Origin of the sequence: Rhodococcus sp. 4CII (assembly GCF_014256275.1) — a bacterium.
GTDB lineage: Bacteria > Actinomycetota > Actinomycetes > Mycobacteriales > Mycobacteriaceae > Rhodococcus_F > Rhodococcus_F wratislaviensis_A.
Genome location: NZ_JACCFE010000002.1, coordinates 7,395,543 through 7,416,416, shown reverse-complemented (window position 1 = coordinate 7,416,416; position 20,874 = coordinate 7,395,543). Strand labels below are relative to the sequence as shown.

General features: G+C 65.6%; 22 protein-coding genes and 3 pseudogenes. 10 read left to right on the top strand and 15 right to left on the bottom strand.

Annotated features, from left to right (window positions below; all coding sequences use genetic code 11):
* Positions 1-39: 39 nt before the first annotated feature.
* From H0B43_RS34860 to H0B43_RS34850, 3 genes are read left to right on the top strand one after another with little or no spacing between them, the layout of a single operon-like run.
* On the top strand, positions 40-1,851 hold the full coding sequence (locus tag H0B43_RS34860) for a DUF3556 domain-containing protein (protein WP_185723817.1): 1,812 nt from the start codon (positions 40-42) through the stop codon (positions 1,849-1,851).
* Positions 1,852-1,855: 4 nt separating this feature from the next.
* Positions 1,856-3,271 (top strand): NAD(P)/FAD-dependent oxidoreductase, encoded by a 1,416-nt coding sequence (locus tag H0B43_RS34855; RefSeq protein WP_185723818.1) that lies wholly within the window; start codon positions 1,856-1,858, stop codon positions 3,269-3,271.
* Positions 3,268-4,602: a CdaR family transcriptional regulator gene (locus tag H0B43_RS34850; RefSeq protein WP_185723819.1), complete on the top strand. Its 1,335-nt coding sequence runs from the start codon at positions 3,268-3,270 to the stop codon at positions 4,600-4,602. The genes H0B43_RS34855 and H0B43_RS34850 overlap by 4 nt, the downstream gene beginning before the upstream one ends.
* A 536-nt stretch (positions 4,603-5,138) precedes the next feature.
* On the opposite strand, the gene H0B43_RS42625 is transcribed toward H0B43_RS34850, so the two are convergent.
* From H0B43_RS42625 to H0B43_RS34830, 5 genes and pseudogenes are all read right to left on the bottom strand, one after another.
* Positions 5,139-5,270 (bottom strand): hypothetical protein, encoded by a 132-nt coding sequence (locus tag H0B43_RS42625; protein ID WP_282555422.1) that lies wholly within the window; start codon positions 5,268-5,270, stop codon positions 5,139-5,141.
* Between the two features lie 53 nt (positions 5,271-5,323).
* Positions 5,324-6,471 (bottom strand): annotated as a pseudogene (locus tag H0B43_RS34845) (transposase).
* Positions 6,472-7,143: 672 nt separating this feature from the next.
* Positions 7,144-7,485 carry a hypothetical protein gene (locus tag H0B43_RS34840; RefSeq protein ID WP_213015327.1) on the bottom strand — a complete coding sequence of 114 codons (342 nt, stop codon included), beginning with the start codon at positions 7,483-7,485 and terminating at the stop codon, positions 7,144-7,146.
* A 5-nt stretch (positions 7,486-7,490) separates the two neighbouring features.
* A complete protein-coding gene (locus H0B43_RS34835) occupies positions 7,491-7,739 on the bottom strand; it encodes a hypothetical protein (protein WP_185723821.1) in 249 nt (82 codons plus the stop codon).
* 76 nt (positions 7,740-7,815) lie between these two features.
* Positions 7,816-9,797 (bottom strand): annotated as a pseudogene (locus H0B43_RS34830) (cutinase family protein).
* 1,458 nt (positions 9,798-11,255) lie between these two features.
* On the opposite strand from H0B43_RS34830, the gene H0B43_RS34825 reads away from it, so the two are divergent.
* Positions 11,256-11,870 (top strand): hypothetical protein, encoded by a 615-nt coding sequence (locus H0B43_RS34825; protein WP_185950094.1) that lies wholly within the window; start codon positions 11,256-11,258, stop codon positions 11,868-11,870.
* 204 nt (positions 11,871-12,074) lie between these two features.
* On the opposite strand, the gene H0B43_RS41995 is transcribed toward H0B43_RS34825, so the two are convergent.
* A complete protein-coding gene (locus tag H0B43_RS41995) occupies positions 12,075-12,305 on the bottom strand; it encodes a hypothetical protein (protein WP_252189919.1) in 231 nt (76 codons plus the stop codon).
* A gap of 38 nt (positions 12,306-12,343) precedes the next feature.
* Positions 12,344-12,973 (bottom strand): hypothetical protein, encoded by a 630-nt coding sequence (locus H0B43_RS34820; RefSeq protein ID WP_252189645.1) that lies wholly within the window; start codon positions 12,971-12,973, stop codon positions 12,344-12,346.
* 594 nt (positions 12,974-13,567) lie between these two features.
* Here H0B43_RS34820 and H0B43_RS34815 point away from each other — a divergent pair.
* The 4 genes from H0B43_RS34815 to H0B43_RS34800 all read left to right on the top strand — a co-directional run bounded on the left by H0B43_RS34815 (position 13,568) and on the right by H0B43_RS34800 (position 16,204).
* Complete coding sequence (locus H0B43_RS34815; RefSeq protein ID WP_185723823.1) at positions 13,568-14,341, top strand: hypothetical protein; 774 nt, start codon at positions 13,568-13,570, stop codon at positions 14,339-14,341.
* Positions 14,342-14,427: 86 nt separating this feature from the next.
* Positions 14,428-14,931: a cytochrome c oxidase subunit 3 gene (locus tag H0B43_RS34810; protein WP_185723824.1), complete on the top strand. Its 504-nt coding sequence runs from the start codon at positions 14,428-14,430 to the stop codon at positions 14,929-14,931.
* Position 14,932: 1 nt separating this feature from the next.
* The gene (locus tag H0B43_RS34805; protein WP_185723825.1) at positions 14,933-15,202 is read left to right on the top strand and encodes a cytochrome C oxidase subunit IV family protein; all 270 of its coding nucleotides are present in this window, start codon (positions 14,933-14,935) and stop codon (positions 15,200-15,202) included.
* A gap of 78 nt (positions 15,203-15,280) precedes the next feature.
* Positions 15,281-16,204 (top strand): alpha/beta hydrolase, encoded by a 924-nt coding sequence (locus H0B43_RS34800; RefSeq protein WP_185723826.1) that lies wholly within the window; start codon positions 15,281-15,283, stop codon positions 16,202-16,204.
* Positions 16,205-16,245: 41 nt separating this feature from the next.
* Here the strand turns inward: H0B43_RS34800 and H0B43_RS40995 are convergent, their stop codons facing one another.
* Positions 16,246-16,500 carry a site-specific integrase gene (locus H0B43_RS40995; RefSeq protein ID WP_213015326.1) on the bottom strand — a complete coding sequence of 85 codons (255 nt, stop codon included), beginning with the start codon at positions 16,498-16,500 and terminating at the stop codon, positions 16,246-16,248.
* 90 nt (positions 16,501-16,590) lie between these two features.
* Positions 16,591-16,965: a hypothetical protein gene (locus H0B43_RS40990; protein ID WP_213015325.1), complete on the bottom strand. Its 375-nt coding sequence runs from the start codon at positions 16,963-16,965 to the stop codon at positions 16,591-16,593.
* A 205-nt stretch (positions 16,966-17,170) separates the two neighbouring features.
* Between H0B43_RS40990 and H0B43_RS34790 the strand changes: the two genes are divergently transcribed.
* The gene (locus H0B43_RS34790; protein ID WP_185723827.1) at positions 17,171-17,311 is read left to right on the top strand and encodes a hypothetical protein; all 141 of its coding nucleotides are present in this window, start codon (positions 17,171-17,173) and stop codon (positions 17,309-17,311) included.
* Positions 17,312-17,319: 8 nt separating this feature from the next.
* On the opposite strand, the gene H0B43_RS41990 is transcribed toward H0B43_RS34790, so the two are convergent.
* From H0B43_RS41990 to H0B43_RS34775, 4 genes are all read right to left on the bottom strand, one after another.
* Positions 17,320-17,484, bottom strand: a complete 165-nt coding sequence (locus tag H0B43_RS41990) for a hypothetical protein (RefSeq protein ID WP_252189646.1) — start codon at positions 17,482-17,484, stop codon at positions 17,320-17,322.
* A gap of 41 nt (positions 17,485-17,525) precedes the next feature.
* Entirely contained in the window at positions 17,526-17,822 is a 297-nt protein-coding gene (locus H0B43_RS41985) for a hypothetical protein (RefSeq protein WP_252189647.1), read from the bottom strand.
* A 222-nt stretch (positions 17,823-18,044) separates the two neighbouring features.
* Positions 18,045-19,085, bottom strand: a complete 1,041-nt coding sequence (locus H0B43_RS34780) for an NAD(P)-dependent alcohol dehydrogenase (protein ID WP_185723828.1) — start codon at positions 19,083-19,085, stop codon at positions 18,045-18,047.
* Positions 19,086-19,131: 46 nt separating this feature from the next.
* A complete protein-coding gene (locus tag H0B43_RS34775; protein WP_252189648.1) occupies positions 19,132-19,290 on the bottom strand; it encodes a hypothetical protein in 159 nt (52 codons plus the stop codon).
* On the opposite strand from H0B43_RS34775, the pseudogene H0B43_RS43320 reads away from it, so the two are divergent.
* Positions 19,220-19,417 (top strand): annotated as a pseudogene (locus tag H0B43_RS43320) (hypothetical protein); the annotation flags it as partial. The gene H0B43_RS34775 and the pseudogene H0B43_RS43320 sit on opposite strands and share 71 nt — an antisense overlap.
* 105 nt (positions 19,418-19,522) lie before the next feature.
* Here the strand turns inward: H0B43_RS43320 and H0B43_RS34765 are convergent.
* Both H0B43_RS34765 and H0B43_RS34760 read right to left on the bottom strand, forming a co-directional pair.
* Positions 19,523-20,080, bottom strand: coding sequence for an SRPBCC family protein (locus H0B43_RS34765; protein ID WP_252189649.1), 558 nt, complete (start codon positions 20,078-20,080; stop codon positions 19,523-19,525).
* Positions 20,081-20,182: 102 nt separating this feature from the next.
* Positions 20,183-20,815 (bottom strand): isochorismatase family cysteine hydrolase, encoded by a 633-nt coding sequence (locus H0B43_RS34760; RefSeq protein WP_185723829.1) that lies wholly within the window; start codon positions 20,813-20,815, stop codon positions 20,183-20,185.
* Positions 20,816-20,874 lie beyond the last annotated feature (59 nt).

Genomic DNA, 20,874 nt, shown 5'->3' with positions numbered 1-20,874 from the left:
GTGCCCAAACACACCACTCAACTCGCCCCAGGAGGAGTCATGGGTTTTCGCCAAGCCGACGTTCCCGACGTGGACCCGGCAGAATTCGAAAAGATACCGACCATGGAGCGGATGAAGCTGCTCTGCCTGCACTGGGTGGACTATGGCTTCGGCGCCCCCAAGATCATGCACTCGTTGTACCTGGTCAAGGGCCTGTTCTTCATCATCGCCGGCTGGCTTCTCATCGGCCTCACCACTCCCGGCTTGCCGCTGCTCGACCTGGGCGCCTGGTGGGGCGAGATGATCGTCCTACAGAAGTCCATGCTGTGGGTGGTGCTCTGGTCTGCCACCGGCTTCAACGAATCGTGGGGCCCGCTGGCGTTCAAGTTCACACCCAACACTGCCGGGTACCGCTACTGGATCCGCACCGGTACCCTGCGGCTCCCGCCCTGGCCCGGCACGATCCCGCTGACCGGCGGTGACGAACGCAAGGCCATCGACGTGTGGCTGTACCTCGGGATGCTCGCCTCCCTCGTCGCGGGCCTGGTGTTGCCCGGCCAGCAGACCGCCGCCGCCTACAGTGAGCCCGGCCTCCTGCCGATGTGGCCCTTCATCGCCTTCATCGCCTTTCAGCTGGTCATGGGACTGCGGGACAAGGTCGCCTTCCTGGCCTCCCGCCCCGAGCAGTACTCCGTGATGCTGCTCGCCTTTGGTGTCCTGACCAACTACGCCGCCGGGCACGTGGACATGATCGTGGTAGCCAAGATCGCGATCTTCGCCGTCTGGTGGGGCGCGTTCCTGTCCAAGATCGGGCATCACTTCACGCCCACCGTGCAGACTATGCTCACCAATTCGCCGATCAACAAGTCCAAGACCCTGCGACGCGCGCTCTACCGCAACGTGCCCGAGGACCTGCTGCCCTCCCGTCTCGCCTGGTTCTGCGCACACGTCCTCGGCACGGTCGTCGAGTTCGTGGTGCCGATAATCCTGCTCTTCACCACCAACTGGGTGGTGGCAGTGCTCGCCGCAGCGTTCATGACGTGCTTCCACGCCTTCATCTACTCGATGTTCGCCGTGGCCATGCCGCAGGAATGGAACCTCTACTTCGGCTTCCTCTCCCCGTTCGTGTTCCTCGGCTTCTTCGCCGGCGACGGCTACGCCGTGTGGGACGCGAGCAATCCCTGGATCGTGGTGGCGGCCGCGGTCTTGACCCTCACCCTGCCGGTCGTAGGGAACTTCCGACCCGACCTGATCTCGTTCCTGCTGTCCATGCGTCAGTACGCCGGCAACTGGTCGTCCGCCACCATGGCGTTCCGGAACAACGGCTGCGAGGCCAAGCTGGACAGCCCCGACTTCATCACCGAGATCACCTCGCACAAGCACCAGCTGTCCAGCCTGTTCGGGCCTGAAGCCGCCGAGATCTTCCTCCAGAAGACCGCCGCCTTCCGGCTCTTGAATTCTCAAGGACGGGGCCATATGTCGCTGATGATGGATCACCTCGACGACCTGGACAATTACCGGTTTCGCGAGGGCGAGATGATGTGCACGTTCTTCGTGGGCTGGCAGTTCGGCGACGGGCACCTGTTCAACCCCTTCACCATCGCCGCCATCCAGAAGCGGTGCCACTTCGAGCCCGGCGAGTTCATCACCGTCTGGACCGAGTCGCAGCCACTGCACAAGAAAACCCTCGAGTACAAGGTGATCGACGCGGCGCTCGGTGTGGTCGAGACCGGCTACTACGTGGTGAAGGACGCGCTCGCAGAGCAGCCGTGGCTGCCCAACGGGCCGATCAACTACACCGTCACCTGGCGCGATCCCGACTATGTTCCCGCAGGGGCCAGTAGGGATCCCATATCAGAGGTGGCAGGCTGAACTGATGACCACCGCCCTCGTCGTCGGTAGCGGGCCCAACGGCCTAGCCGCCGCCCTGACACTCGCCGCCGAGGGAGTGGACGTGACCGTTCTGGAAGCGTCCGACTCCCCCGGCGGCGGCACCCGGTCCGGCGAGGTGACGTTGCCCGGACTCCTCCACGACCACTGCTCCGGCTTCCACCCGCTCGCGTTGGATACCGGATTCAGCCGACAGTTCGACCTCGCCGCGCACGGTCTCGAGTGGCTGTGGCCCGAGGTCCAGTACGCGCACCCGCTCCACAGCGGGCGGGGGGCCGCGGTGGTGCGGTCCGTCGAAGAGACCGCCGCGGGGCTCGGCGGTGACGGTTCCTCGTACCGCCGGATGTTCGGCCCCCTCTCCGCGCATTTCCACGACATCGTGGGCGAATTCCTCCAACCGATGGTGCACGTGCCCCGCCACCCCTTCGCCCTGGGCTGGTTCGGTGTCCATGCAGCGTTGCCGGCCACCGTGCTCGCGCGGCGCTGGCGGACCGATGGGGCGCGGGCCCTGTTCGGCGGGGTGGCAGCGCACGCGTTCCGGCCGTTCGGTTCGGTGATGTCGTCGGCGATCGGCGTGGCGCTGGGGACCGCGGCGCACCGCTACGGTTGGCCGGTCGCGCGCGGGGGCTCGGCTGCGATCTCGCGGGCGATGGTCTCGGCGCTCGAGTCGTACGGCGGACGGGTGGAGACCGGAGCCCTGGTGCGCGACCACCGCGAGCTGGGCCGGCCCGACATCCTCATGCTCAACACCACGCCCGCCGCAGCTGCATCGGTGTTGGGCTCTGCGCAGCCCCCGCGGATCGCCCGCGCCTACAGCCGGTTCCGGCACGGGCCCGGCGCGTTCCAGGTGTCGTATGCCGTCGAGGACGGCATCCCATGGGGGTACGAACCCTCCCGGCGTGCGGGGACCGTGCACGTGGGCGGGAACTTCGAAGAGATCGCCGCCGCCGAACGCGACGTGGTGCGCGGCGTGATGCCCGATCGGCCATTCGTGTTGGTGGGGCAGCAGTCCGTCGCGGACACTGGGCGTGCATCGGACGGGGTGCATCCCGTCGACGTCTACGCCCACGTGCCATCGGGTTGGAGCGGCGACGCCACCGAGATCATCACCGCGCAGATCGAGCGGTACGCTCCGGGCTTCCGAGCGCGGATCCTGTCGACGCGTTCGCGGTCGGTGGCGCAGATCGAGCAAGCCAATCCCAACTACGTGGGCGGCGACATTATCACCGGTGCGAATACGGCCCGGCAGTTGGTGTTCCGTCCGCGCGTGACTCTGCAGCCGTATGCCACCGGCGTCCCCGGCGCCTACCTCTGCTCGGCCGCCGCCCCACCCGGAGCAGGCGCGCACGGCATGGCCGGCTGGAACGCCGCCCGCGCCGCGCTGGCAGACCTGGCGCCATGACTGAGTCTTGGAGCCTTCCAGGCAAGCTCAGCGTGGATCCGCAGAATCTCGAGCGGCTCGGTGAACTCACCAGGAAGATCGGGGAGCGCCTCCAGCGAGAGACCGATGCGATCAGTCACGGGATGACCGCCGAGATCGCGGCTGCGGTCGGTGAGCTCGACGACCGGGCGATGCGTGACGCTCTCCACTCCAGCGTCACGGACAATGTCGAGGTCATGATCGATCAGCTTGCGCACTCCAAAGAGGTGTCCGACCTGCCTTCGTTGCCGCATGCGCACCGGTACGCCGAGGAGCTCGCGCGGCAGGACGTTCCCGAGTCTTCATTGCGTCGTGCCTATCACGTGGGATCCCACTATTTGCTGGCTCGCATCTTCGACCAGGTGCAGGAGATTGACTGTCCGCCTCACGAGCAGCCGCCGCTCTACCGTCACCTGGCGGGCTGGCTGTACCAATACATCGACGCGATCACGCGCCAGGTGATTGCCACATATCAGGAGGAGCAGCGGTCCTCCCACGAGCGGGCTGCGCGCACCACTTTCACCTGGGTCAATCGTGTCCTCGAGGCCGAGGACGTGTCCCCTAGAGAGTTCTCCGCTGCCACCAAATACCGGCTCGACCAGGTACACGTGGCATGCCGAGTGTGGGTCGACGATCGCGCCGACCAGCCCGCGCATAACCCCGCGCTCGCCCCTCTCATCGACCAGGTCCGCGCGATGCTTGGAGGTCGCGACGATCCACTCGTGGTAGTGACCGGTCGGCGCGAGGCGGACGTGTGGTTTGGTGGCGTGCACCGCGTCGACACCCGTGCTTTTGACTCGGTGGTAGCTTCTGCAGGTGGGTCCCGCCTCGCATTCGGTTCACCTGGGTTCGGACCGGACGGATTCCGCGCAAGCCGGTCCCAGGCGCACCAGGCGTCGCGGATCGCGCACGTCGCAAGTGACCCGACCGCGCGCGTGACCTCCTATGCGGACGAGGGGATCCCGGTGATCTCCCGACTCATCGACGACCTCCCCGCCACCCGCGCCTGGGTTCACGATGTGCTGGGGGAGTTGGCGGTCGACTCCGACGCCGCCGCTCGTCAGCGTGACACCGTACGCGTGTTCCTCGAGTCCGCGTTCAGCTACTCAGCGACGGCGTCGCAGCTCATGCTCCACCGCAACTCGATCCGCTACCGGCTGGAGAAAGCCTCGCTGCAACTGGGCCGCGGCGTCGCCGACAAGCCACTCGACACGCAACTCGCGCTGGCCCTGTGCCGCGTCCTCGGCTCAGTCGTACTCGTGCCCGAGAGCGGGCCCGGGACAGCCGGCGCATCATCTCCCGCGCGGGAATGAGAGCCACCGGTTATAGCGCATGTCCGGAAGGGGATGGGGCTTGACCTGCGATGCCCTGCGGCGGGATTGCAGGACATCCCAGGTCAGGGAGGTCAGTCGAGCCTGAGTGCCGCCGGTCAGATCGAGTTGACGATTCCCCGCGGCCTGGTCCGCCGGCATGCCCAGCGCCTGGAGTGCGAGAGCGGCGAGGGTTTGCGGCATCTTGAGCGGAACGTTCTTGCTGGTGAAGCACGTTTCGGGCGTGACAAATTCAGGTACTTCGTGGTTCTGGCCATCTGACACCTGTCTCTGTGAGGGGACTTCGGTCAGCGGCGGGCCCGCTCGCTTCTTGTAACCTAACTCATGATGCTCAGGAACCTCACAGGAATCATTTGCCCCTCAAGTAACAGATAGCGAGTTGATTCTCGAACATCGATGACCTGCATGTTCAGCCGGAGGTTCACCCACCATTCCCATCTCCGGCGTGTCGGCGAAACCGGGAGATAGATTGTTATGCAAAGCTTTACGTCATTTAGATGTGGCTCGAGCGCTGATTATCAGGCAAGTATCCGGTCGGCCGTGGTTGCCGCAGTCGGCAGTGGCCTGCTGGACTTCAGGGTCTTCTCTCGGATGTAGTCGCCGTCGAGCTGGGCGGCGACGCCGAGCACGGTGAAGAGCATCGAATCCATGCCGTGCGGGTACTCTTCGCCCGTGCCGGCCTATATACAGACGCCGGGGCCGATCACGCGCGTGATCCGAACAGCACTCGCGGTTCCAGGTCGAGCCGGGTGACCGGCGCTTGTTCGGGTGGGGACAGGTTGAGCACGAGGTCGCCCAAGCGGCGGATGGTGTGCTGGATGTACGGGGTGATGGTGGCCAGATCGTCGGTGTCGACGGGATAGCCCTCGGCGGCGAGGCCGTTGGCGACGTCGGTGATGTCCAGTGCGGTCGAGTAGATCGCGCAGTTGGCCAGCAGCTCGTTGAACTTGACCACCCGTTCCTGGTGGTCGGGGTCGTTGTGGCCGATGAGCTTACCGCCGATCATCAGCCATTCCGCGTAGCCGTGGAACGCCTCCGCCTTGTTCGTGACCGCCGTGATCTGCTCCCGCAGAACAGGTTCGGAGAGGTAGCGCAGCAGCGTCACCGTCCTGATGACACGGCCCAGTTCGCGCAGCGCCCGGTACAGGCGGTTCTTGTGCGAGTGGTTGCCGAGGCGCCGCAGCAGCGTCACCGACGACACCCGGCCTTCGCGGATGGAGATCGCGGTGCGCAGCAGGTCGGTCCAATGCCGCTCGATCAGACCCCAGTCGATGGCGTTGTCACCGAACAGGCTGTCGATGTGGGAGTACCGGGTGGTCGGGTCGGGCGGTAGAAGTTCAGGTCCTGCCAGTTGCGGATGCGCGGCAGCAGCTCGAACCCGAGCAACGCGGCGAGCCCGAACACCGGCAGCGACTGCCCCTGGGTGTCGGCGTGGATGGTGTCCGGTCGGACGTCGGACTCGTTGCGCAGCAACCCATCGATGATGTAGACGGCTTCCCACGCCCCGCACGGCACGAAATGGGAGAACAGCGCGATGTAGGAGTCGGACACGAACCGCATCGCCAGCCCTCCGTAGCCGCCGTATCGAATGTGGGACTCGGCGAGCAGGTTGTTCTCCCAGGTGTCGATCTGCGATCCGTCGACGGCGACGATCTGCCCGTCGCCCCACATCCCGGCCACGTCCAGGGTGGTGAACGCGTTGATCACATCCGCCGAGCACCGGTGTACCTTGTCGGCGGTGGAGTGCTTGTTGCCCGCGGTGTAGAGCTCGTGGGTGGAGAGCTGGCCGCGCATGTGCCGGGCCACCTCGGTCGCACCGAGGTTCGCGCCGTAGGCGTAGGCGGTGAGCACGTACCGGCCCAGAACATCGCCGCGGATCTTCGGGTCCGACCCGGACGCCGGTCGGCGCCGACGAGGCCCGGCGGACCGCGATGCCGGCGCGGACGAGCGACGAACATCAGCGGGAGCGCACCCTGATCATTTGAATGACCCGCGACCCCGGCACCTTGTCGTGGTCAATCTCTATGGGGAGCGGCCCACCCAGTGCGGTGGCGGCCATGTCCAGTTCCTTCGGCGCAGCTGCTGGCCGTAGGTGAGGGCGGCCTCCGCGGCCTATCTGGCAGTCATCGAGAACATCCGATCACCACTGGCAGGCAACGATTCTACGGCGTTTCCCATGTTTAGGACCGTGCGGACGCCGAGCCCGTCCATCACCAGAATTCCTGGGTGCAGCTCACAGACCTGCCGCTCGGGACCGAGCCCGACCGTGATGTGTGTTGCCTCAATCTCGATCTTTGCGCACTTCGCGTGAAGCGACGGCCAGCGCGCCGGAGGCCAGACCTTGTCTCGGGGGTCCGCAAGTCGATTGAGGCGGGCGCGGGCGGCCTGGTTCATAAGCTTGTCGTACAGACGTGATGCCTCGTCCACGATGCGCTCGGGGATCCGGAACCTATGGCTCGACCCCGAGCGCATCGGCTCGACTCGTCCCCCAAAGGTGTTCACCGAGCAGGCCCATGCGCTCTCTCATGGCTCGTCCCTGGCGAGAATGTCGAGCTGGACTCGGTTGCGGTGGCTGATTTCGCACCGACCGGATTCGAGGTCGCGAAGTAGGGTTCGGCACTGCTCGTCGGTGCCTACGTCCGTGCTCTGCCCGATCACGTTGACGGGTCCGCGTATTCCGTTTCGCCAGTCGATGACCGTGTAGACGAACTGGCCTTGGGTGGCGAAGTCGCGTTGGCGGGTGCAGACGACGAAGTGCTCCGAGAGTGCGCGGACGGTGTACGGGCGACGGGGTTCGATCCCGAAGCGGATCCGGCCGCCGGGGTCGAGTGCGAGCGGGGTGGTCGGTGTGCCCGTGGCGGTCATCAGTGTCACGGTGCTTCCCCCGCGAGCCGGCCTTCCGCGAGCGTTTCCCGCTGATTTTCTCCGAGGGTGTCGCGGTCGATGTCGCCGCGGCCCAGTCCTTCTGGCCGGAGCCCGAGGTGGAAGCCGTCGCCGTCCTGTTTGTGGTGCGGGCAGGGGTAGATCGACAGGCCGCGGCGCTTTTCGTGATGCGTGCGGGCTGCGCGGGCGTCCCTGCGCGTGAAATAGGTGCGTTTGTCACAGTGCAGGCAGGTCACCCGGCAGGATGTCGGGCGGGTGGGTTCGAGGGGCCAATGTTCGGTGCTCCATTCGATTTCGGACGCCGTCGGATCGTCAGACGGCGCGGGTGATCTGCAGATTCAGCCAATCCGCGATCCACTGGACGGCGTTGCGGCCGGCGTTGTCGACGACCAAGTTCTGGTAGCTCTGGTGTGCACCGGAGGCGAAGAAGCTGGCCGCGTTCAGGCCTTCGCCGACGACTGTGGCGAGGTCCTCGGCGCCCTGTGAGCGCGCGATCGTGGACACCGATCCGGCGAGTCCTGCGAGGTCGAGTCCCTGGGCCTGTGTGGTGATCGCGTTCCCGGCCGGGTTGGCGTGCTTGCCCAGCAGCGCGGGGTCGGTCTTGCCGGCTTTGCCGGTGAGCATGTTTGCGGCCACCGAGGCGAGCTCGAGGCCGAGTGGGATCAACGCTGCGGTCTGCGCCGCAGCACCAACCGGGTCGGCTAGCACTCCGGGTGGTGGGAAGAGCTTGTCCGCGGCGGCCCACGCAATTTCCTGGGCCTGGCCGGCGATGTTGGCCAGCTTGATCACGTCGACGTTGCCGAGAATGCTGGTGACCAGTGCGGCGATCTGGGTGTAGCCGGACGGGTCCGGAATGATCGCGAGGATGTGGGAGACCCACTTCAAGTCGACGCCGGCGGCCATCTTCACCAACGGCGCGAACTGCACGTTCAGGTCCCGGGCGGCATCGCGGGCGGCGCGGACATCGCCGGCGGCGATTTTCTGCGGGAGCACGATCAGGTTGTTCAGGATCTTCGGAATGTCGAGAGCGGTCACTCCGGTGACGACGCCCAGGGCTTGGTCGACGACGACTGTCGGTTTGAGGACCGATAACACGCTCGACGCAGCGGAGAGGGCGTCTGCTGGGGTGGCGGCGACGGGTGCGATCTGGCCGCTGAGTGACGCGGCGGTGTTGGAGAGCGCAGAGATTTCGGGTGCAGTGGCGGGCAGTGTGGTGGTGCCGTTGTTCGAGAGTGTGGCTGCGGTGTTCGCGATGGTGGTCACCGCGTCGAGTGCACCGGTCAGGTCTGCGTGGCTCGCGGTGGTAAGGACCTGCGCGGCCGCGTTTTCCGGTGTGCCCACTGGGGCTGCGGCTAAGCCCGTGGTGGCGGCAGTGTTCGCGGCCCCGGACTGCAGCAGCTCGGCGAGTGGGCTGAGTGTCTTACTCAGCGAGGTTGCGGTGTCGCCTATCCGGTTCACATCAACCGAACCACCGGTGTCGCTGCCGCTCAGTTGTTTTCCGAGCGCGTCGACATTCGATCCGAGACCGGGCAGGTCGACGTCGGTGAAATCGGAGGTCAGCGCGGTGGCAATAGCAGTGTTACCTCCTTCGGTGCCGGTGGTGCCGGGGGTCTTCGACAGGATCGATCCGAGCGATCCGAGGAACGGGTTCGCACCCTTCTGGATCGAGCAGTACAGGTCGTTCGGGTCGCAGATCGAGGCCACCCGCCCGGACAACGTGCCCATGCCCTGTGCCCGGGGACCGGCGATCCCCTCCCCGGAGGTTTTCGGTCCGACCGTCGCCGCGCCCGTCGTGCCGGCACCGGGATCGGCGAGCAGTGCCACACCGAGGACCCGGTCCGCGTCGACCGGTCCCTGATCGTTTCCGATCGCCGAGGCGAGATCGCCTGCAGCGTCCGAACCTTGGGAGTAGCCGGTGATCGTGATCTTCGCGCCCTCGCATGTGTCGGTGTAGTTCTTCAGCACGGCGGTGGCCTGCTGATTGCGTCGTTCTTGCTGTCGGCGTAGGTGTGGCCGTTGTCGAACGCGCGCGCCATATAGGGGAGCGTGTATGTCTGCGCGCGGGCACCGTTCTTTGCCTTGATCGCCTCAGCGACGGGAGCCAGCATGCCCACCGGCCGGGTGGGGTCGGCGTTCTCGTTGGTCTCCCATGTTCCCGGGATGAGAAGGTTGAACGTCGACGAGCAGCTGGCCGGGTCGGCATGCGCGATCGCGGGCGCCGAGAGGAGCGCAGTCCCGCAGAACACTGCGGTGGCGGTGACCGCAGCGAGCCCACCTCTCGCAGACCGTGCCATCTGGGGACTCCTATCGCGCTGCAACCAGTGGTCTTCCGGCTGTCAGTCTCAGGTAGCAGTCCTACTATCAGCGACGACCCCCGCACGCGGTCGGGCGTGTCGGCGATCGAGTATCGACGTTTCCCACAGTCGCGCTGCGCTTGCGGGCATCGGCGCGCATCTCGTCCGTTTCCGCAGCCCGATACTTCGAGACGGCGAGCGGGATTGGTGGTCCGGGCGACGCTGCGGACGCCCTGCGCTGTGCGCCCGGAATCTTGGATAGCTACGCTAGCTAGCGTAGCCAAGCTATTGGTTGCCGTAATCTCCTTTTCACTAACCGGAGGTGATGCCGGTGATTCCGATCCCGCCGTAGAGTTTGGGAACTAGCTGGATGGTGTGGACACCCTGGCTGGTGCCCATAGTTCTCTGGTGGAACTCCTGGCATTGACCCGGTCATCTCGGTCCAGCAGATCCGGTGTCGCGGTCGGAAGCGACGACCCCTGCGCCCTGGAACCGATCGGCAAATAGGACTCCTCTCACCAACATCGGGGGGCTTCAACATTGGGGGGCTTCGGCCCCGTCAAAACGCGCGGACACCACCAGCGGATCCGCCCGGCTACGCTCAACTCGACGCCGCTGGAGGTGGAACCATGTTCCGAACCGCTTCGATGCCCCGCAGCATGACTACTCTCGCCGGGATCGCACTCTCAGCACTGTTGCTCGCCGCCCCGTCCGTGAGCGCAGTCCCGACCGACACGGTCCTACCGATCCCCTTCGCGGGACTGACCAACGGACCGACTGGATTGACTAACCCGCCGTCCAGCACGCACATCACTGTCAGGACGAACCCAGACGAGCCGGGGATTACTCGATTCCGCTGCGGCGCATATCCCTACTGCGATCTTGTCGTCCACTGGCGCAACCTGTCGACCGGAGCGAGTGGTGCTGCGGACCTCTTCTACGGATCGATGCCCCCTGGGGTCATCCAGACTGGATCCGGGACGGTGGTCGCTGCCTTCACAGCAGGTGGTGCACCCGGTTACCTGGGCACCCCCACTACGCTGCTACCGGGCGCTGGCGTTTGGGCCGTGCCTTAATCTGGATCCGCCGCTCACGCGATCAGGACCAGGGGCATTCGCGCCAGTCATTGCCGCCTTATCGACCCGATTCCGAGCATGGGCGTGTCTCACTACAGGATCCGCCACCGACCCACTCGTCGTAAAATTCCGACGCCACGGTTCGCGAGACCCTGCAGAAGTCGCTACGCAGCCAGTGGTGCACATCGGCGGCTCGGTTCGAGTACCCGAATACTCTGCGCAGGGCCTGGTCGCTCGAACACACTGATACGCAGCAGCAGCGTGACTCAGGTAGAACGAGGATCGGTGGCCTGCGATGGATACTGACAGCACACCAGAGCCCGAGAACGGGCCGGACGCCCGGCCACCCGCCCCGGCGCCGACCTCGGACACATCGGAACCAGTGACGGCGTCAACCGGGAGCCTGGAACGCGATATCCGCGCCGCGAGCCGCACCGGCCGCTACGCCCTGGCCACCGCCCTCTGCGCAGCAATCGTGTCCAGCGCCGTCTCGGCCGGATCAGCCGTCTATGTCAGCAGAAACGAGTTGGTGAGAAACGAGACCGTCGCAGTAGCCAAAGAGGTGCGAGAGAACCGGCAAAGGGTCTACGCGGATCTCATGACCGGCGTCATCGAGTACCTCGAAGGACTCGGATACCTCAAAGGGACGCTGACGAGGAATCCTCCCGATAGAGAAACTGTCCGGGCGGCATTCGACGACCTCTCTGAGAAGGGAGAGGCGGCAATCAAGACCGTCAACATGGTCTTCCTGGTGGGGAGCATGCAGCTCATCCCGACACTCGACGAGTTCACAAATCCCTACCATTCCTTCGTCAACGACCAGGTGAATCCCTTCGTTCTCCGCAACTTCGGAGGCGCCAGCGACGTCACCGACCCCGACGGACTACTGCGCGATGGCCCTGGATTGATCGCCGAGATCGACCGGATCGTCGCAGTGACCGGGGATTTCTTAGGGAACTTCGTCGTGCGGGGACGCGAGGACCTCGAAACCGGCTGAACCGTGACATGCACCCGCCGATGCATGATCGCACCGGTCTGCAGCCCGTTGGACTTCGTCTCGGCTGGTTTCCGCCGAGTCAGATCCATCATTGTTGTGCCTGATATAACTCGTGGGGCACCTCGAATGCAGCAATCCGGTTCCGACTTCGTGGAGGCCACAACCAGCTGAATCGTCAGCTCTGTGCGATGCGCGATGTTGCAGCTACTGCAATAAATCCCATTTCACCGATCGCGGATCGATGTCGTACCTCCGGCCCTTCAGGCTTGGATGGCGGAGTCCCCCGCTGGTGTGATCCCTGTAGGCCACGTCGACGACCAGGCGGGCCTCCAGCCACCGAACCCCAGGCGGATCGTGTGCGGGCGGCAGCGGGTCGGTGACAGGGCTGCCCGGGCGCTCCAGCGGCCGGAACTCCTCCCGGAGCTGCCGGCGCATCGAGATTGTGAGTCCCGCGCTCACGGACCCCACCAGAATCAACCGCCCTCGGCGTCGTACGCGCCGAGAATCAGCGCGGCGACCGACCGGCTCGAGCCGACGAACCCGATCACCAGCAGACTCGACGCCGTCCGCAGGCCCTGCTTGATCCAGGCTCTGCTCCGCTGGCCGGGAAGGTGGATCGACGTCGACCGTTTCGCCAGGACCCCTTCCATCCCTGCGCTTTTCGCGGCATTCACCATGATCTTGCCGCTCTGATTCTCCCAGAACGGTGGGACGGTGATCGGCAGGCCCCCCACGTCCTGGAGCATCGAATCCAGCTCGGCCAGCTCCGCCCGCCGATCCAGATACGACGCCCTCGTGAGGTCCCGGTCGCCGCGCGTCAGGACGTCGAAAGGTAAGAACGTCACAGGGATTCGACGTTGCAGCGGCTTCGTTGCATGGACGATCCCCATTCTGCGCTGGAGCAGTCCGAACGAGGCGGTGCCGTGATCGAGGACGACGACCTCGCCGTCGAGGACGATGCGGCCGCGGCCGCCGAATGCTGCGGTCAGCGCGTCGGCGATCTCCGGATACGAGGTCGTCACCACGTTCATGGCACGCGTCCACAGCACCGGCTCGCTGCCGCCGCCCACCGAGGCCAGGATCCGGCATCCGTCGTACTTCATCTCGAAACTCCACGGCCGCTCCGCGGTGGTCTCCGGGAGAGCGTCAGTAGAAGTGCGGAACCGTGTGTTGTGCCGCCGTTCGTGAAGTCACGACTCACGGTATCGGTACCCTCTTCCGGGCTTTGGCCCATTCGCCTGGCCAAATATCGGCGACCTCGGTGGTCGTGGGGGCCCGTGCGGGGCTGCCTGGGCCACCCGGGTGGCCCAGGCAGGTGCTCAGCCCGTTTTGGCTTCTATCCGGGGTTCGAGCATGCCCGCCAGTCCGTGGTCGATCGCCATCCTGTGATCAATGCCGAGAGGGCGGACGCCCCACCGCTGATCTGCACGGATTGCTGCGACAGACCCCTTCACGGGATCTGTCGTGCAGATGCCCCGCCAAGTCGGCTGCTTGCAGCAGGTGTTTCACGCAAAGTATGAAAAACTTACCAAGTTACTATGATTTACTGAGTATCTATGTGATGATGATCCCACCCGGCGCGCAGCGCGTCGGCGGGACGGTGAATCGAAGGGACTACTCATGAGCGACACTCAGGGCGAACCGCTCCGTACCGGCCTTCTTTTCCTCGATCCGTACAACGACTTTGGGAGCTAGCCATGGGTTCAACCATCTCGTCCGTGGACGGGCAGTCGGCTGCCTCGCAGACCACACACGGTGACTTCGGGCTGTGGAGACTCTGCGCGTGGGCAGGTCCGGTCTTTCTCGTCGGCGCCGGCATCGCGTGGTGGGGTATCGCAGGTTTCATTCTGCCGCCGAGGGAGAACTGGTCGGCCGAGCGCATCGCCGAGTTCTATCGCGACAACGAGATCTCCATCCGTATCGGGATGGAAGGCGCGATCATGTTCGCGATGTTCTACTTCGTGTGGAGTCTCGCGGTCGCGTTGGTGATGCGCCGCAACGAGGGGCGGGAACGCATCCTCTCCACCATTCAACTCGTCGGGGGCGCCGGGACCTCGGCGGCCGCCGTAAGCTTCTGTACGATCTGGCTCACTGCCAGCTTCCGGGCCAGTACCCGCGCGGCCGATGAAATTATGCTGCTCAACGACCTGGGCTTCATGTTCCTCATCATGACCTTCGTTGCAACGCTGTTCCAGATGGTCGCGTTCGGTGTGTTCGTTCTCCGCGACCCTCGGCCGACGCCGCTGTACCCGCGATGGCTCGGCTACGTGAGCTTCTGGCTCACCGCCACGCTCCTCACCGGGCTGTTGATGCCGAGTTTCCAGAGCGGACCCTTCGCGTGGCACGGACTGATCACCTACTACCTCGGTCTGAACGCCTACTTCGGCTGGGTCATCGTGACGAGCTGGTATACCTTCGCCGCCATCCGTCGCCTCAAGTCCGATGATGCCGCGACGCTTCGGGCCTCCTGATGGCCTCGACAGCGGTCGCCCCAAGGCCTAGCAGGGCGCGAAGGCTTCCCGGCGAGGAAGGAACCTGGGTCCTGATCTTCGGGGACATGACCGTGTTCGGGATTCTGTTCGGGGTCTATGCGTGGTACTACGGGCAGGAATCCGCGCAGTTCGGTGCCGACCAGGCCGCGCTGAACAAGAACTTCGGTTTCGCCAATACCCTGTTGCTGCTCAGCAGTTCGTTGCTGGTGTACGCGGCGGTTCAAGCCATCCGACAGCAACGCCACTCGCTGGCCAGTCCGCTCATTCTGGCGGCGATGGGCTGCGGAGCTGTCTTCCTGGTCGACAAGGGCATCGAGTACTACGACAAGCTGTCACACGGAATCAGTGCAGCCACCAGCGACTTCTTCATGTACTACTTCGTGTTGACGGGACTTCACGCCATTCATGTGATCGTGGGACTCGCGCTGCTCGGGTTCGTGTTCTCGCTGAGCCGGAAGCCGACTCTGACGGCGAGGCAACACACCTATCTCGAAGGAGCGACGGTCTTCTGGCACATGGTCGACGTTCTGTGGATCATCATGTTCCCCCTGCTCTACCTGGTGCACTGACATGACGAAACTCGTAGATCGCCGCATCCTGGCGGCCTGGCTGTTGCTCGTGGGCGCAACCATGGTCGCATGGCAGCTCGGCAGCGACCACGGCGTCAGCGACGTCCGCACGGCGGCCGTCCTCATCCTCGTCATCGCCTTCGTCAAGGTCCGTATCGTCGGACGGTACTTCATGGAGATCCGCGAGGCGCCCATCGCGCTGGCCGCGATCTTCGACACGTGGCTCATCGCCGTCGCATCGACAGTCCTCACCCTGTACTGCTTGGTGTGACGGGCCAGATGTAAACGCCGGCGGGCTGACGCTCGCTCGGCATTCATTGTTTCCCCTCAAAGAATGGAAGTGAAGGAAATGTCTCAAAAGTCAAGTGCCCCGCCGCGGCGTGAGGTGCAGTTTCAGTCAGGTGACTCCTTCTGCTCGGCTTGGCTGTACCTCCCGGAAACCGCCGTCGGCGAACGCGTGCCCATGGTGGTGATGGGTCACGGTCTCGGGGCAACTCGGGAATTGAGGCTCGCAGCCTATGCCGAGCGATTCGTCTCCGCCGGCATGGCGGTGCTGGCCTTCACCTACCGAAACCTGGGCGACAGCGGAGGTGAGCCGCGTCAGGTGCTCTCCATGCCCAAGCAGCTGGCCGATTGGGATGCCGCGATCGAGTACGTGGCTTCCCTCCCGGAGGTGGACGACAAGCGCATCGCGGTCTGGGGCACGTCCTTGGGGGGTGGGCACGCCATCGCGGTCGCCGCTCGGCATCCAGAGCTTCGCGCGGCGGTGTCGCAATGCCCCTTCACGGACGGACTCAAGAGTGCGAATGTCCTGACGCCCCGCGAGTTGTTGCAGATTTCGGGCTACGTGGCCCGCGACCTGTTCGCAGCGGTGCGGGGCAAGGATCCGGTCTGCATTCCCGTCGCGGCCGCGCCCGGCGAGGTGGGCCTCATGCAAGCACCCGACGCACTGCCTGGAATGCTTGCCCTGGTGCCTCCGGGGCATGACTTCGTCAATCAGGCCGCGGCCCGAAGCCTGCTGAGCATCGTCAAGTACCGGCCCGGCCGTGCCAGCCGGAAGATCGTCCCACCCATTCTGGTCTGCATCAGCAAGAACGACTCGGTTGCACCCGCCGACGTTGCCGAGCACTACGCTCGCCAGGCACCCCGCGGAGACGTCCGCTTCTACGATGCTGGGCACTTCGGTTTCTACGTCGGTGCGGCGTTCGAGGAACTCGTTGCCGACCAGCTCGAGTTCCTCGTCAAACACCTCGAACCCGCTGTCGCAGGTTGACATCTGACGTGTGAGGATCTCGATCCTTGACGGACGGATGCTCACGTGCCGAGAAGATCGCCTTTCCGCTCGTCCGCGAGACGGCCGCGACGGTGCAGTGGCACCATGCGCTCGCGGTGCCCGGAACCTCGAGCGCCTTTGCCATGGCGGACATGGAGTTTGCCGAACCGGCCCAGATCCCACTTGATATCGGCCAGATCCAGGTGACGCGCCTCGTTGACCCGCAACCCCACCTCGGCCATCAACCGGGAAGCGGCGTAGTTGCGGGCAACAGGCCCGAACTTGCGGCAGGTCACCAGCTCTCCGCGCCACCCGGCGAACAACCGCGCGATCTTCTCGGCAGCCGGCGGGATGCGAAGTTGGCCATGGATCGACCTCGGGACGGTTCATCTCGTCGATCGGACACTCGACGACCGGCCGGTCAGGTTATGGATCGCGACCTTGTGCCGCAACTCCAGGAACTCGAAAAAGGTCTTGAGTGCCTGCGCCCGAGCAAGTCTCGTTGGGATCGGCACCGGGCGCAGGACCGTGCCGAAATACGCGTCCGCGTCCGCGGGCTGCATGTCCCACAACGGTTTGCCGAACCAGGTCCGCACCTGCTCCAAGTGACTGACATCCGTGCGAATCGTGTTGTCCGACAACCGATCCGCGCAACGGGCCAGGACGAACCCCGCGAACACGTCGGTCTCGAAACGCTCGATCTCCTCCGGGCCCGCCGCCGCACGCACCTCGCGCAGATCCCGCACGACCGACAACCCCACCGCGCCTCCTGGCCTTCAACTTCACCGCTGGAGCATCATCCAACACGAGACCCACTCGGAATACATGAAGTTGAGTCAGAACGGCCAAAACTCACCAGAACACGGAGAACCTCAGGTCCAGCACAGGAGCGGCGCCTGACGACCCCCAGCGAACTCCGGGGTTATTTTTTAGGAAAAGGAGCTGCCACGGCAGACACCTCGCCTCGTGGCCGACCCAACGTCCTGGCTGTCCGGCTACCGACGTTTGAGCCCTCGCTACGAGCGCGATCCCCGCAACTACCTGGCCTTTCTCGGACTGGCAGCCGCCCTGTGTTGCTACAAACGACTCGTCCGTCTCACCACGTAGGACACGGTCTAAGAGTCGGCGACCACGTGAGGTCGGCCGTAGTAGCGCACCAGCTTGCCGCGGGAGTACAGGTCGCGGCCGGCGGCCTGGGCGATCACGATGCCCACCGCTCCGGCCAGGCCTGCACGAAGCGGGCGGCGACCAGCGACTCGACGCTCGGACTGAAAGCGCACAGCACCGAGGTTCTATGCCGATGGCTGCCAGTTCGTCCACGTCACTCGGCTGCGGGCGATGTAGGCGACGGCACCGGCCGGCATGGGGCGGCGCCGGCCGGTGCCGGATCGGCGAGCACCTGCCCGAACGCCAGGCCGAACAGACAGGCGGTGACCGTGAGCTGCGCGGCCGAGGTCGACGCGTGCAGCTCACGGGTCAGCGCGGGCAGCACTGGCAGGTAAAGGTCCATCGAGATCGGCCCGAAGACGGTCAGCAGCGCGAGAACGACGGCCAGACACGGCCGACCGTCCGCTCGCGCGGCACGCTCGGCACGCTCGGGGTGCTCACACGGCTCCAATCGAACAGGGGAGATAAGACGGAGTCAGCAGCGGCGTCTGGGCACCGCGGAACTCGACAGCTTTCAACGCAAGCGCGTTGGGCGGCGGTCAGGCGTTTCTGTGGAGGGGGTGGTGTACCGGCAGTGCTTGCCTGGCACCGTGCGCACCTGCGCAGGATGCCCGTGCCTGGCGGTGCCAGGCCGAGAGGGTGTGCGGCCCTATCGGCCTGGCACGTCCGCATGTCAGGCGATGGTGCCGGTGTCGATGACGAAGCGGTAGCGGACGTCGGAGGCCAGGACGCGCTCGTAGGCTTCGTTGACCCGGTCGGCGGAGATCACCTCGACTTCTGCGCCGATGCCGTGCTCGGCGCAGAAGTCGAGCATCTCCTGGGTCAGGGCGATGCCACCGAACATCGACCCGGTGAGAATGCGCCGCGGGCTGCCCAGCAGGATTCCGCCTACGGTCAGCGGCCCCGGGGCAATGCCGACGTTCACCATGGCGCCGTCGAGGGCCAGCAGGCCGAGGTAGGCGTTGGTGTCGATGTCGGCGCTGACGGTGTTGACGATGAGGTCGAACCGGCCGGCGAGCTGGGTGAAGGTGTCCGGGTCGGAGGTGGCGCGGTAGTGGTCGGCGCCGAGCCGCAGACCGTCGTCCTGCTTCTTCAGCGACTGCGACAGCACGGTGACCTCGGCGCCCATGGCGTGGGCGATCTTGACCGCGATGTGGCCGAGGCCGCCGAGGCCGACGACCGCGACCTTCTTGCCGGGGCCCGCGCCCCACCGGCGCAGCGGGGCGTAGGTGGTGATGCCCGCGCACAGCAGCGGCGCGGCGGCGGCCGCATCGAGGCTGTCGGGGACGGACAGGACGTAGTCGGCGTCCACGACGACGTGGGTGGAGTAGCCGCCCTGTGTGGTGGTGCCATCACGGTCGGCGCCGGCGTAGGTGAGGATCGCACCGTTTAGGCAGTACTGCTCGTCGCCGCCTCGGCAGTGGGCGCACTCGCCGCAGGAGTTGACCATGCAGCCGACGCCGACGCGGTCGCCGGCCTGGTACTTGGTGACGTCGGCACCGACCTCGGCGACGACGCCGACGATCTCGTGGCCGGGGACGACGGGGAAGGGCTGGGGGCCCCAGTCGCCGTTGACGGTGTGGATGTCGGAGTGGCAGATACCGGCGTACTGGATCGCGATGAGGACGTCGTTCGGGCCGACGTCACGGCGTTCGATGGTGGTGGGGGCCAGGGGCTCGCCGGCGGCGGGGGCGGCGTAGGCGTTGACGCGCATGCGCAGATGTTCCTCGTTCAGGGGGGTGGCTGGTTCAGGTCAGGTGTCAGTCGGTGGCCGGGGAGGCGGCGTATTCCTCGTCGGTGACGGGGGTCAGCCAGTGCACGACGTCGTGGTCGGCGTCGCTTTCGTTGATGGCCAGGTGGACCATCAGCCGGTTCGGAGCGGCGCCGTGCCAGTGCTCCTCGTCAGCCTCGAACAGCACGCGGTCACCGGGTCGGATGACCTCGATCGGTCCGCCCCGGCGCTGGCAGTCCGGGCTGCGCAGGAGAGAGGTCGCCGCGCTGGCCGACGTGAGCGTGGAGTACTACGCGAAGCTTGAGCGCGGCAACCTCGCCGGCGTCTCCCCCGCCGTCCTGGAAGCCGGGGCCCGCGCCCTGCAGCGGCCACTGCTGCGCCGTGCCGGCGCAGCAGTGGGCCGCTGCGAGACGGAGAGATCAGCTCACGGCCGACTTGGCCAGTGCCTTGCGTGCCAAGCTGGCCGCGTAGAGCGGAGTCTCGCGCTGGTTGTGGGCGTGGGTCGAGGCCTGCTGTTGCGCGGCGGCGTCGTCATAGCTCACGCCACCCTGATCGAGAAGGTCCAGGAACCCTTGGGTGGGGTGGACGGTCACGGTGTTGGTAAAACGGCAGGTTTTGTCATCGATCGGCTCCACCCGCAGGTCCCATGTGACCTGGGCTTTGGTCCAGACGCCCGCTGTCTGCGCATCGGTCAGCGACACCATGCGGCAGTGGTGCGGCTCGTGCACCTCGGCCACGTAGTGCTGGATGATGAGGCTGCCGCCGACGTTCTCCACGCAGATGACCATCGGGCGTCCGTCATCCGTGGTCGTCCGGCCCGCAGCGATGTGCTCGCCCGGCGCGCAACGCTGGTACTCCGCGTCGGGCAGGTTCAGCACCCAGTCCGCGATGTCGACCGCCTCGATCGGCGCGTCGACCGTAGCCGTCACCTCTGTCTCGGTCATCAGCAGGGTGTGTACTACCTGTTCGTTCGACAAGATCTGATCCTTTCTCAGTGCAACGCACCGCATGAGCAGTGAGTCACCTACGTATTTGCAATCGAGAGATGTCGCCCCCGTTGGGCGATTCTGTGGTGAGCGTCAGACGTGTGCGCCCTTGAAGGCGGTGACGAGCTCGTCGGTGCTCAGGATGGCGTGGGCGTACGTCGGACCGTTCAGCTCGTGGGCCGCGTGCAGCAATTCCCGGCTGAACGCGGCGGTCGCTCCGCGTACCAGGGTCACGTGGTAGCCCAGTTCCATGGCGAAGCGGCTGGTCGACTCGATGCAGGAGTTGGCCAGCATGCCGACGTTCACCACGTGGGTGATGCCGTGCTTCTTGAGCTGGAAGTCGAGATCGGTGTTGGCGAACCCGCTCTGCGCCCAGTGCTCGTGGATCACGACATCGTTCGGCTGGGGAACGAAGTCCGGGTGCCAGTCGCCGCCCCAGGCTCCGTCTTCGAACACCAGGGCCTCCTTGGCGGCGGCCTGGTCCCGGGTGAGGTAGTTCCAGTTCGCGTAGTTGCCCTCGCGCCCGCGACGGTGCGGGACGACGAAGACCTGGATGCCGGCCGCACGCGCGGCGGCCACCACCGCGCGCAGGTTGTCGAGCAGGCCGACCTCCTTGGCGACCTCTTCGACCAAGGGCCAAACCTTGCCCCCTTCGGAGAGGAAGTCGTTGTACGGGTCCACCAGGAGCAGCCCCGTGTGCGCCGGGTCGTACTGCGTATCGGTCATGAGTGATGCCTCCAGACGTGCCGAGGAGTCCACGTCTTGTCACCTGGACGCTCTCTCGG

Coding starts and splice junctions, on each gene's coding strand:
- H0B43_RS34855 (WP_185723818.1), top strand. CDS start 1,856: ATGACCACCGCCCTCGTCGTCGGTAGCGGGCCCAACGGCCTAGCCGCC.
- H0B43_RS34860 (WP_185723817.1), top strand. CDS start 40: ATGGGTTTTCGCCAAGCCGACGTTCCCGACGTGGACCCGGCAGAATTC.
- H0B43_RS42625 (WP_282555422.1), bottom strand. CDS start 5,270: ATGGATTCGATGCTCTTCACCGTGCTCGGCGTCGCCGCCCAGCTCGAC.
- H0B43_RS34800 (WP_185723826.1), top strand. CDS start 15,281: ATGTCTCAAAAGTCAAGTGCCCCGCCGCGGCGTGAGGTGCAGTTTCAG.
- H0B43_RS34815 (WP_185723823.1), top strand. CDS start 13,568: ATGGGTTCAACCATCTCGTCCGTGGACGGGCAGTCGGCTGCCTCGCAG.
- H0B43_RS34760 (WP_185723829.1), bottom strand. CDS start 20,815: ATGACCGATACGCAGTACGACCCGGCGCACACGGGGCTGCTCCTGGTG.
- H0B43_RS34850 (WP_185723819.1), top strand. CDS start 3,268: ATGACTGAGTCTTGGAGCCTTCCAGGCAAGCTCAGCGTGGATCCGCAG.
- H0B43_RS34810 (WP_185723824.1), top strand. CDS start 14,428: ATGACCGTGTTCGGGATTCTGTTCGGGGTCTATGCGTGGTACTACGGG.
- H0B43_RS34820 (WP_252189645.1), bottom strand. CDS start 12,973: ATGAAGTACGACGGATGCCGGATCCTGGCCTCGGTGGGCGGCGGCAGC.
- H0B43_RS34780 (WP_185723828.1), bottom strand. CDS start 19,085: ATGCGCGTCAACGCCTACGCCGCCCCCGCCGCCGGCGAGCCCCTGGCC.
- H0B43_RS41995 (WP_252189919.1), bottom strand. CDS start 12,305: ATGCGCCGGCAGCTCCGGGAGGAGTTCCGGCCGCTGGAGCGCCCGGGC.
- H0B43_RS34805 (WP_185723825.1), top strand. CDS start 14,933: ATGACGAAACTCGTAGATCGCCGCATCCTGGCGGCCTGGCTGTTGCTC.
- H0B43_RS34840 (WP_213015327.1), bottom strand. CDS start 7,485: ATGACCGCCACGGGCACACCGACCACCCCGCTCGCACTCGACCCCGGC.